The following is a 9,966-nucleotide window of genomic DNA, read 5'->3' as shown; positions in this document are numbered from 1 at the left end:
GTGTTACGCCCCCTTGTCGAGCTGACGCGAGATGGCGTTCATCAGTTCAGCAACGAAACCTTCCGAGCGGGTGCCGTAACCCGAGATGCGGGTCTGGAAGTAGTTGTAGAAGATAACGGCCGGGATAGCGGCGAACAGACCGATACCGGTGGCGAGCAGGGCTTCAGCGATACCCGGCGCGACGACGGCGAGGTTGGTCGTGTTGGTGTTCGCGATGCCGATGAACGACGTCATGATGCCGTACACCGTACCGAACAGACCGATGAACGGACCGGCCGAACCGACCGAGGCCAGGAACACCATGCCGCCCGACAGACGCTTAACCAGCGAGGCTTGCACCGCGTTGATGGCGTAGGTGGCGCGAGCGATGGTCGAGTCGCGGTGTTCGCCACCGACGGCCAGGCCAGCTTGACGCGACAGCTCAACTTCCTGCGAGGCGGCGGCGGCCATGTCGGCCATCGGGTTGCCTTCGAATTCTTCCGACGAGCTGATGCGCGCGATGTCGGCGATCGAGCGAGCGCCGCGGAAGGCTTCCAGGAACTTGTCCGATTGCTTGTTCAGGCCAGCGAACTCGAAAATCTTGGTGAGCAGCAGCACCCACGAGAAGACCGAGGCCAGCAGCAGGCCGATCATGACGACCTTAACGACGGCGCCAGCGGCGAGGAACATGCCGACGGGCGTCAGCGAGTGGCCGCCCTTCTTTTCGCCTTCGGCTTCGGCGGCGTCAGCCGGCGGAGCTTCAGGAGCCGGGGTCGCGGCCGGAGCGGCGGCGGCGTCGGCGGGAGCGGCTTGCGTGGAGGAGGCGGCGGCCGGAGCGGCAGCGTCCTGGGCAAAAGCCGGGGCGCTCGCCATCAGCGCCATGGCGCCGACGAGAGCGATGAGGGGGGTCTTCCGTTTAATGTCGAGCATCTGTCGCCAGTTCCTGATTGGTCTAGCACGTTTGGACCGAGGGTCGTCGCGCGAGAGCGTCTCCACCCTAACTCTGAATAGCCCACCTGGAGGTCGATTTCTCTTCCAACCTGGCGGACCCGCTTCGCTGCGCTCGACCCGTTACGCCCCTCACGAGGACCAAGCCCTCCAGAAGGATCGTTTCGAAGCGCGGGCAACCGACGCCCTTTTGGGGCTCCGGTCTTACCGCAATGTTAGAATTGCGGCTGTGGTCCTTTGGCAACCCCTTTTCGCACCGTCAAGGGGATCATTTGGGCACAAATTCATCGCCGACACCCCCTGCCCCCCAGGCTCACCGCAGCGCACAAAAGGGTTTTCCGGAAAAAGGGGCGGTTTTTCCCTGGCAACGAGAAAAACCATGCTGCACTGCAGCATAACAATAAAACGCCGGTCGATGAAGGAAGGCGCCTGCCCTCGCGGCAGATGGAGCGGCGGAGCGGCGGCGCAACCGCCATCATGACGGGAAAACGACAACGCGGCCGGCCATGTTTCAGGCGGCCCGGATATGCTCTGGCTTCCGAGGGGGAAGTGGTGCCTGAGACCGGATTCGAACCAGTGACACGCGGATTTTCAATCCGCTGCTCTACCAACTGAGCTACTCAGGCATCTTGCGTTCGGCGGTCGAAACCGCTTCGGCGACCTCGCTGTGCAGCGAGGAGCCGGGTCTATAAGTGAGGCCGAACGGGAAGTCCATAGCCCTTTTTCATTCGTTGTGGATGTCTTCTGACGGAAGGTTTCCAGGCGGGTTTTCGTCGTCGTACTCGCCGCCGGCGACGACGTAACGGTCGCTCAGCCAGCGCTGCAGGTCGACGTCCGAGCAGCGCTTGGAGCAGAACGGGCGGAAGGCGGTTTCGACCGGCTTGCCGCAGATGGGGCACCCCGTGTTCATGTTGCGGACACCTCAAGGCGGTCGACCGGCCAGTCCGATCGGGATTCGATGACGAAGCGACGCCCCAGACGCTCGGCGACGCCGGCGTCCAGCTCGGCCGCGAACGCTTCGGCCACGGCGGCCGCGCAGCGAGCGGTCAGGCGGCCGCCAGGATCGGCCCTGCCCTCGCGCTCGAGGGCCCGCGCAAGGCGACGGGCGACGTAGCGGGGATTCGCAGCCCCATTCCGGGTCAGCAGGCGGTCGAGAATCGGCGGCGCGCGGCGCGGGACGATCATCTCCAGCGTGCCGAACTTGCTGATCGCCCCGATTCCCACGCCCGGATTGTCCGACGCGAAGGCGTTGCGAGCGGCGGTGGTCAGAGCCTGGCCATCATGGCCGCGCCCGACCAGGTCAAAGACGACGATGCCGCCCAGCCCCTTCAGCCTCAGCACACGCGCCCCGACGCTGAGGGCGGCCATGTTGGCCTGACGGGCGGCGCGCTTCGAATCGCCGGATTCGCGACCGCCCAGGTCGACGTCGACCGCCGTCAGGGCTCGCGTGGGCTCCACGGCGATGTCGCCGCCGCCCGGCAGGGCGAAGACGGTGGTCAGGGCGTCGGCCTCGGCCTCCTCGACGGCCAGGAGGGCCTTGTCACCCGTCGTGGGCGATCCGGCCTTCACGGCCTGGCGCAGGCGCTCCTCGACGGTCGGCGCGGCCTCCAGCACGCGCGGCTCGCCCTGCCCTTCGGCGACAAAGCGGGCGACGGCGGCCTTGTCGGCGCGCGAGGCGGTCTTGATCTCGATCTCGACGAGCCCGCCCTCGACCAGCTTGGGCATGTCGGGCCGCAGCGGCAGAATCACGTCCTGGCCGCCCGGCAGGGCCACGAAGGCCGCGTTGAAGGTCTTCTCGATCGTCTTGATGCGCGCCACGCCCCGCACGCCCTCGGCGTCCAGCGGGTCGTCGGAGGGCCAAGCGACGAACAGGCGCTCGGGGCGGCCGTCGAGGGTCACGACCCCCACGGTCTCGCCGACGCCCTTGTAGAGATAGGCGCGCCGCTCACTGGGGGGTTTGGCGCCGGCGGGCTTGGCGTGGGGCTTGCCGGTCATGCGCGATAGCCCAGGCCGCTGAGCAGGTTGAGGGTCTCGTACAGCGGCAGGCCGACGACGCTGGGGTAAGACCCCTGCAGCTCGGTGATAAAGCCGCCCGCCAGGCCCTGGACGCCGTAGCCGCCCGCCTTGCCCTTCCATTCACCGCTGGCGACGTAGGCGTCGCGCTCGGCGTCGGACAGGCGCTTGAATCCGACCCTGGTCTCGACAAGGCGCGAGCCCATGCGGCCGTCGGGTGCGATCAGGGCCACGCCGGTCAGCACCTTATGGTTCCGACCGGACAGCAGCTTGAGGCAATAGAGGACATCGGCCTCGGTTTCGGCCTTGGGCAGGATGCGCCGGCCGACGGCCACCACCGTGTCGGCGGCCAGGACGAAGTCGCCAGGCGCGCGCGCGGCGACGGCGCGCGCCTTCTCCTGCGCCAGGCGCAAGGCGTGGCGGCGCGGAGTCTCGTCGCGCAGCGGACTTTCGTCGATGTCGGCGGGGTCGACCCGGTCGGGCGTAACGCCGACCTGGGCCAGCAGGTCGAGGCGCCGCGGGCTCGCGCTGGCCAGGACCAGCGACGGCTGGACGGCCATCTCAGGAGCCACGGGCGTCCTACTTGAAGCGGTAGGTGATACGGCCCTTGGTCAGGTCGTAGGGGGTCATCTCGACCAGAACCTTGTCGCCGGCCAGCACGCGGATGCGGTTCTTGCGCATCTTGCCGGCGGTGTGGGCGATGATCTCGTGTGCGTTCTCAAGCGTCACCCGGAAGGTGGCGTTCGGCAGCAGTTCGCTGACCGTACCGGGAAACTCGAGCAGTTCTTCCTTAGCCATCAGGCCTCTCAAATAGAGCGAATCGAATAGCCACGAGGGCGCGCTGACCAGTGAGTCAGCACGAGGCCCTTCGCGGCGAGGCGCCTCTATAACGCATTCACCCCCCAAACGTCGATGGCGCCCCGAAACGTCGTTTAATTTGCTCGGCCAGGGCGTCGCGGACCAGGCGATAGGCCTCCAGCCGGGCTTCGCGCGAGCCATCCGACAGAGTGGGATCGTGGGTGGGCCAGTATTCGATCTCGACCGCGCGATCGCGTGACAGCTCGACCGCGCGATGCTGGGCTTCCGGCGTCAGCGAGACGACGACGTCGAAGCTGTCGTCTTCCAGCTGGGCGAAGGTCTTGGGCTTGTGGCCAGAGACGTCCAGGCCCAGCTCATCCATCACCGCCACGACGAAGGGATCGATCCCCTCCCCGGCCGGGTCCGGCTTCAGTCCGCAGGAATCGACGAACGCGCGCGTGCCGTAGAATCGCTTGAACAGGCCCTCGGCCATCGGCGAGCGCACGCGGTTGTAGTTGCAGGTGAACAACACCGCGTCCGGGAGGCCACCCACGCTAAAGCCTCCCCCGAGCGGACTTCGTCCGATCGGGATAAGGAGGCTTTACCAACTTAAAGCTGGGGCGCGTTCTCATCGCGAAACCGGGGCCACTTTCACGGAACGCGCCCCCTAACCTCGCCAGTGCAGCGCGCAGATTAGCGTGAACAGGCGTCGGGCGGTGTCGAGGTCGGTCTTGACCTTGCCCTCCAGGCGCTCGCGCAGAAGGTTCGAACCCTCGTTGTGCAAGCCGCGCCGCCCCATGTCCAAGGCCTCGATCTGCTGCGGCGTCGAGCTGCGGATCGCCGAATAGTAGCTGTCGCAGATCATGAAATAGTCCTTGATCACCCCCCGGAAGGGCGACAGCGACAACAGATGGCGCTTGGCGTAGCGCGTCCCTTCAGGCCCTTGGCCGACGATGTCGAAGGCCAGGCGGTTCTCGATCAGCGACAGCTTGATGTCGTATGGCCCGCCCGACGCCTCGGCGGGCTCGAAATAGTTGTCGTCCAGGAGGTCGAAGATCGCGACCTGGCGTTCTTGCTCTTGGTCGCGCGAGGCGGCCGCGAGGCTGTCCTCGTCGATCTCGATCGACTTGATCTTGTGGCGGGCGGAGTCGGCGGTGCTCATCTGTCGCGGACGTTCGCGCGTCAGTCGCCCGAAGGCAACCTTATGGACGCCGACAAGGCGTGGGCCGGCAGACCCTCGGCCTTGGCGAGAGCCACGGTGTGCGGACCCAGTATGCCGAACGACGCGGCGTCGCACTTCACGATCGAGGTGCGTTTGATGAAGTCGTAGATCGACAGGCCCGACTGGAAGCGCGCCGCGCGGCTGGTCGGCAGCACGTGGTTGGAGCCGGCCACGTAGTCGCCGATGGCTTCTGGCGTGACGCGGCCCAGGAAGATCGCGCCGGCGTGTCGGACGCGGTCGGACAGCCGCTCGGGATTGTCCAGCGCGAACTCGACGTGCTCTGGGGCGATGGCGTCCACCAGAGCCGGGCTCTCGTCCAGCGGCGCGATGATCACCGCGCCGTGGTCGCGCCACGAGGCGGCGGCGTCCTCGCCGGTGGCCAGGGTCGTCAGACGGACGGCGACCGCTTCCTCCACCCTGGCGGCGAAGACCTCGTCGTCGGTGATCAGGATAGATTGGGCGGCCGGGTCGTGTTCGGCCTGGCTGAGCAGGTCGGCGGCGATCCAGTCCGGATTGTTCTGGTTGTCCGCCACCACGACGATCTCGGACGGGCCTGCGAGGGCGTCGATCCCAACAACCCCGTACAGCCGGCGCTTGGCGGCGGTGACATAGGCGTTGCCGGGGCCGACGATCTTGTCGACCGGCTGGATGGGACCCGCGCCATAGGCCAGCGCGGCGACGGCCTGAGCCCCGCCCACGCGCCAGATCTCGGTGACGCCCGCTTCCTTGGCGGCGGCGAGCACGGCCGGTTGCAGCTTGCCGGGCGGCGTGACCATGGCGATGCGGTCGACGCCGGCCACCTGGGCGGGCACGGCGTTCATCAGCACGGTCGAGGGATAGGCCGCGCGGCCGCCGGGGACATAGACGCCCACGGCCTCCAACGGCGTCCAGCGCCAGCCCAGTTCCACGCCGGCCTCGTCGGTCCAGGCCTGGTCGGCGGGGCGCTGGCGGCTGTGATAGGCGCGGATGCGGGCGGCGGCGAAGGCGATGGCCTCGCGCACGTCGGCGGGGGTGTCGGCCGCGCCCTGCTCGATCTCCTCGGCCGTGACGCGGATCGTCTCGGCGGTCAGCTCGACCTTGTCGAACTTACGGGCGTAGTCGAGCAGCGCCTCGAGCCCCTTGGTGCGCACGGCCTCCAGCACTTCAGCGACGGCGGCGTCGACATCGGCCGGCGAGCCGCGGCGCTCATCGAGAAAGGCCTTGAAGGCGGCCGGGAAACTGGGGTCGGTAAAGGAGAAACGGCGCATGGGGTCTAAATGCGGCTTTTGCGCCGGTAGGCAAGGGCTTTCAGCCCCGTAGCCCCTCGCGATGAGGAGGGCGACGACGGAGCCTAAACCGTCCTGCCGCGCATCATCAGCCCATAGACGATCGCCGCGATCCCCAGGCCCACGAACCAGGCGTAGGTGTAGAGCCCGGTCCAGAACGCGCCAACGTCGCTGAACAGGTGCGGCGCGGCGGCCGCCAGGAAGCCCGGCAGGTTCGGCAGCACGCCCAGGACCAGGGCGATGATCGCCGCCGGGTTCCAGCCGCCTCTGTAGGCATAGGCCCCATCGCGGACATAGAGATCGTCGATGGCCAGGGCCGCCTTCCGAACGATCCAGTAGTCGACGATCAGGATGCCGGCGATCGGCCCCAGCAACGCACCGTAGCCGACCAGCCAGGTGAAGATGTAGCCCTGGGTCGTCTCCAGCAGCTTCCAGGGCATGATGACGACGCCGATGCCGGCCGTGATCCAGCCGCCCGTGCGATAGCTGATCTTGCTGGGCCATAGGGCCGAGAAGTCATAGGCCGGCCCGACGAGATTGGCGGCGATGTTGCAGCAGACGGTGTCGAGGCTGATGATCAGCAGGCCCACGACCACCGCGATCCCGCCGACGTCGCCGGCCAGCTGCACCGGGTCCCAGACCGCCTTGCCGAAGACCAGGACCGTGGCCGAGGTGGTCACCACGCTGACCAGGGCCAACAGGCCCATCGGCGCGGGCAGGCCCACGGCTTGGCCGAGGATCTGGTCGCCTTGCGTGCGGGCGAACCGGGTGAAGTCGGGGATGTTCAGCGCCAAGGTCGCCCAGAAGCCGACCATGGCCGTCAGGGCCGGCGCGAAAACGCTCCAGAACTGGCCGGCCTTGGGGCCGCCTTCGACGAAGGCCGAAGGCTGGTGAAAGATTGGTCCCAGGCCGCCGGCCTTGCTGACCGCCCACCAGACCATCAGGCCGCAGATCGCAACCTTGATCGGCGCGGTCCAGGTCTCCAGCTTGCGCACTGCCGTCAGGCCCTTGGTGACGAACAACAGCTGGATGGCCCAGAAGGCGAAGAAGGCCAGCAGCTGGCCCAGGCCGATTCCCAGCACGGGCAGCGGCGCGCCCTCCAGCTTCCGCCCGACGATGACGCCCAGCAGGGTCAGCAGCGCCCCGCCGCCGATCCAGGTCTGGATGCCGTACCAGCCGCAGGCGACAATCGCTCTTGCAACGGCCGGGACCCGCGCGCCCTTCCAGCCGAACGAGGCCCGCGCCAGCACCGCATAGGGCACGCCCCAGCGCGCGCCAGCGTGGCCGATCAGCAGCATCGGGACCAGCACGACCAGGTTACCCAGCAGCACGGTCAGCACCGCCTGCCCCGCCGACATCCCCTGCTCGATCAGGCCCGAGGCCAGCATGTAGGCGGGCACGCAGATGACCATGCCCAGCCACAGGCCCGCAAAGTGCCACCATCGCCAGGTGCGCTGGGCCTGGCTGGTCGGGGCCAGGTCCTCGTTCCACAGGTCGCGGTCGGGCGTGCTCATGCGCCAAAGCTTAGGCGCGCTTGTCAGCCCGAGGCAATCAGCGGAACAGCGTTCGGCGGCTCAGCCCATCGCCGCGTAGGCCAGGGTCGCCAGCCCCGCGAAGAACACAACACACAGCGCCACCAGGGTCGCTCGGCCCCAGTCGAAGCACGGCCCGCCGTGACGCAGCACCGGCGGCTCGGGCTTGGTGATGTCACATGAGCGGAAGAAAACCGGCTGGGCTTCCCCAGCCGCATAGGACGACTTCCGGGCCATCTTCGGGCCTCCCTGACGAGCGCGCCTCTGTCGGACGCATGGGAGTAACCTACTCCCGCTCGCGCCTCAGGAGAATTGGCCGGCCGATCACTACCGCGTGGGACGATTCCCGGGCTGACTGCCTGCCCGCCATCAGATCAGAAAAAAGGCGCCGCTCAGGAATTGAGCAGACGCCTAATTCTGTCGCTTTGATCGGTAGCGCTTCAGTCGGCGTGCCCGGGTGTCCGCGGCGTGGTCCAGGGATCGGAAACGTCGGCCAGGGCCACGTCCAGACAGTCCACCGAGACCCGCAGGTCGCCGCCACCGGCGAAGGTCAGGGTGACGACGCCGGCCGGGGCTTCCTCGGCCGGCGTGAAGCCGATGGACAGCAACTCGACCACAGCGCCCTTGGCGTCGCGACGCAGGTTGCGCCCCTGCACGCCGGTGACGTCCCCGAACTGCAGGGCCGAACGCACGCGCTCGCCTTGCTTGCCTTTAGCCGCCTCCCAGCGGAAGCGGTTGCAGGCGATCGTCAGGGTACGGCCTTGAGCGTCCCAGCGGATGTCGCCGATCTTGGCCACGGCGTCCTGCAAGGCGGCCGACAGCACGCCGAGGTCGTCGGCGTCGTGGGCCAACAGGCGGAGCGGCTTGGCGGTTTCGGCCATCTTCAGAGCTCCGGCTCGCCGTCGCCCTTGATGCGACGGACCTGGGCCCCGCAGGCGCCCAGCTTCTCTTCCAAGCGCTCGAAGCCACGATCAAGGTGATAGATGCGGCTGACCGTGGTCTCGCCGCGCGCCACCAGGCCGGCGATCACCAGGCTGACCGAGGCCCGCAGGTCAGTGGCCATGACCTCGGCGCCCTCCAACTGCTCGACGCCGCGCACCCGGGCCTCGCCGCCGGAGACCGAGATGTCCGCGCCCAGGCGCATCAGCTCGGGGGCGTGCATGAAGCGGTTCTCGAAGATGGTCTCGCGGATGCGGCTCTCGCCGTTGGCGGTGGTCATCAGGGCCATGAACTGCGCCTGCAGGTCGGTGGCGAAGCCGGGGAACGGCGCGGTCTCGATGTCGACGGCGTTCAGGCGCGCGCCGTTGCGGCGGATGATGCAGCCGTCGTTGGTGTGCTCGACGCCGGCGCCGGCCTCTTCCAGCTTGAGCAGCAGGTTGTCGATCAGGCCGGGACGCGCGTTGGTCAGGCGGACTTCACCACCGGCCATGGCGGCGGCGACGGCGTAGGTGCCCATCTCGATACGATCAGGGATCACCGCATGGGTCGCGCCGTTCAGGCGAGCAACGCCGGTGATCGTGATGGTGGAAGTGCCCGCGCCTTCGACCTTCGCGCCCATGGCGTTCAGGCACTCTTGCAGGTCGACCAGTTCCGGCTCGCATGCGGCGTTCTGGATCACGCTGACGCCGTCGGCCAGGACGGCCGCCAGCATGGCGTGCTCGGTGGCGCCGACCGAGACCATCGGGAAGACGATCTCCGCGCCCTTCAGGCCGCGCGGGGCCTGGGCGTAGACATAGCCTTCGTGCAGATCGATCTTGGCGCCCAGAGCCTCGAGGGCCTGCAGGTGCAGGTCGACCGGACGCGCGCCGATGGTGCAGCCGCCGGGCAGCGAGACCTTGGCCTGGCCCGAACGGGCGACCAGCGGCCCCAGCACGTTGAACGAGGCGCGCATCTGGCGGACCAGATCGTAGGGCGCGAAGCCGCTGGTGATCTCGGCGGCGTGCAGCAGGGTCTGCTGGCCGTCGGGACCATCGCTCTCGGTGACCTCGACGCCCAGGCGCGACAGCAGCTTGCCCAGGAAGCGCGTATCCGCCAGGCGCGGCATGTTCGTCAGGCGCAGCGGCTCATCCGTGAGCAGGCTGGCCGCCATCAGCTTGATGGCAGAGTTCTTGGCGCCGCTGACCGGGATCGATCCGTTCAGCCGCGCGCCGCCGGTGATGGCGATGCGATCCATTCAAGTCCCTCGAACGCGCGGGGGTGGGGGTCGCCG

The 9,966-nt window shown here is 68.0% G+C and carries 12 protein-coding genes and 1 tRNA gene; all 13 read right to left on the bottom strand.

Features of this window, described 5'->3' with window-relative positions; all coding sequences use genetic code 11:
* Positions 1–3: 3 nt before the first annotated feature.
* Positions 4–909 carry a MotA/TolQ/ExbB proton channel family protein gene (locus CSW62_RS06920; protein WP_099576423.1) on the bottom strand — a complete coding sequence of 302 codons (906 nt, stop codon included), beginning with the start codon at positions 907–909 and terminating at the stop codon, positions 4–6.
* A 568-nt stretch (positions 910–1,477) separates the two neighbouring features.
* Positions 1,478–1,553: transfer RNA gene (locus tag CSW62_RS06915), tRNA-Phe, on the bottom strand.
* Between the two features lie 98 nt (positions 1,554–1,651).
* Positions 1,652–1,837, bottom strand: coding sequence for a DNA gyrase inhibitor YacG (locus CSW62_RS06910; RefSeq protein ID WP_099576422.1), 186 nt, complete (start codon positions 1,835–1,837; stop codon positions 1,652–1,654).
* Positions 1,834–2,922 (bottom strand): ribonuclease E/G, encoded by a 1,089-nt coding sequence (locus tag CSW62_RS06905; RefSeq protein WP_099576421.1) that lies wholly within the window; start codon positions 2,920–2,922, stop codon positions 1,834–1,836. Before CSW62_RS06905 ends, CSW62_RS06910 begins: the two co-directional genes overlap by 4 nt.
* Positions 2,919–3,500, bottom strand: coding sequence for a Maf family nucleotide pyrophosphatase (locus tag CSW62_RS06900; protein ID WP_099576420.1), 582 nt, complete (start codon positions 3,498–3,500; stop codon positions 2,919–2,921). The genes CSW62_RS06905 and CSW62_RS06900 overlap by 4 nt, the downstream gene beginning before the upstream one ends.
* 19 nt (positions 3,501–3,519) lie before the next feature.
* Positions 3,520–3,738 (bottom strand): translation initiation factor IF-1, encoded by a 219-nt coding sequence (gene infA / locus CSW62_RS06895; protein WP_035044427.1) that lies wholly within the window; start codon positions 3,736–3,738, stop codon positions 3,520–3,522.
* 97 nt (positions 3,739–3,835) lie between these two features.
* Positions 3,836–4,291, bottom strand: coding sequence for an arsenate reductase ArsC (locus tag CSW62_RS06890; protein WP_099576419.1), 456 nt, complete (start codon positions 4,289–4,291; stop codon positions 3,836–3,838).
* Between the two features lie 114 nt (positions 4,292–4,405).
* Positions 4,406–4,900 carry a UPF0262 family protein gene (locus tag CSW62_RS06885; protein WP_099576418.1) on the bottom strand — a complete coding sequence of 165 codons (495 nt, stop codon included), beginning with the start codon at positions 4,898–4,900 and terminating at the stop codon, positions 4,406–4,408.
* Between the two features lie 20 nt (positions 4,901–4,920).
* Positions 4,921–6,207, bottom strand: a complete 1,287-nt coding sequence (gene hisD, locus CSW62_RS06880; RefSeq protein ID WP_099576417.1) for a histidinol dehydrogenase — start codon at positions 6,205–6,207, stop codon at positions 4,921–4,923.
* 83 nt (positions 6,208–6,290) lie between these two features.
* Complete coding sequence (locus CSW62_RS06875; protein WP_099576416.1) at positions 6,291–7,739, bottom strand: NCS1 family nucleobase:cation symporter-1; 1,449 nt, start codon at positions 7,737–7,739, stop codon at positions 6,291–6,293.
* Positions 7,740–7,799: 60 nt separating this feature from the next.
* Positions 7,800–7,994: a hypothetical protein gene (locus CSW62_RS06870; protein WP_099576415.1), complete on the bottom strand. Its 195-nt coding sequence runs from the start codon at positions 7,992–7,994 to the stop codon at positions 7,800–7,802.
* A 203-nt stretch (positions 7,995–8,197) separates the two neighbouring features.
* Complete coding sequence (locus CSW62_RS06865) at positions 8,198–8,638, bottom strand: DUF2948 family protein (protein ID WP_099576414.1); 441 nt, start codon at positions 8,636–8,638, stop codon at positions 8,198–8,200.
* A gap of 2 nt (positions 8,639–8,640) precedes the next feature.
* A complete protein-coding gene (gene murA / locus CSW62_RS06860) occupies positions 8,641–9,930 on the bottom strand; it encodes a UDP-N-acetylglucosamine 1-carboxyvinyltransferase (RefSeq protein ID WP_099576413.1) in 1,290 nt (429 codons plus the stop codon).
* Between the last annotated feature and the right edge of the window lie 36 nt (positions 9,931–9,966).

The sequence above is a fragment of the Caulobacter sp. FWC2 genome, from assembly GCF_002742625.1.
GTDB lineage: Bacteria > Pseudomonadota > Alphaproteobacteria > Caulobacterales > Caulobacteraceae > Caulobacter.
The sequence above is the reverse complement of the archived record's forward strand: the minus strand, read 5'-3'. Positions and strand labels throughout refer to the sequence as shown.

Coding starts and splice junctions, on each gene's coding strand:
- CSW62_RS06885 (WP_099576418.1), bottom strand. CDS start 4,900: ATGAGCACCGCCGACTCCGCCCGCCACAAGATCAAGTCGATCGAGATC.
- murA (WP_099576413.1), bottom strand. CDS start 9,930: ATGGATCGCATCGCCATCACCGGCGGCGCGCGGCTGAACGGATCGATC.
- infA (WP_035044427.1), bottom strand. CDS start 3,738: ATGGCTAAGGAAGAACTGCTCGAGTTTCCCGGTACGGTCAGCGAACTG.
- CSW62_RS06920 (WP_099576423.1), bottom strand. CDS start 909: ATGCTCGACATTAAACGGAAGACCCCCCTCATCGCTCTCGTCGGCGCC.
- hisD (WP_099576417.1), bottom strand. CDS start 6,207: ATGCGCCGTTTCTCCTTTACCGACCCCAGTTTCCCGGCCGCCTTCAAG.
- CSW62_RS06875 (WP_099576416.1), bottom strand. CDS start 7,739: ATGAGCACGCCCGACCGCGACCTGTGGAACGAGGACCTGGCCCCGACC.
- CSW62_RS06910 (WP_099576422.1), bottom strand. CDS start 1,837: ATGAACACGGGGTGCCCCATCTGCGGCAAGCCGGTCGAAACCGCCTTC.
- CSW62_RS06905 (WP_099576421.1), bottom strand. CDS start 2,922: ATGACCGGCAAGCCCCACGCCAAGCCCGCCGGCGCCAAACCCCCCAGT.
- CSW62_RS06900 (WP_099576420.1), bottom strand. CDS start 3,500: ATGGCCGTCCAGCCGTCGCTGGTCCTGGCCAGCGCGAGCCCGCGGCGC.
- CSW62_RS06865 (WP_099576414.1), bottom strand. CDS start 8,638: ATGGCCGAAACCGCCAAGCCGCTCCGCCTGTTGGCCCACGACGCCGAC.
- CSW62_RS06870 (WP_099576415.1), bottom strand. CDS start 7,994: ATGGCCCGGAAGTCGTCCTATGCGGCTGGGGAAGCCCAGCCGGTTTTC.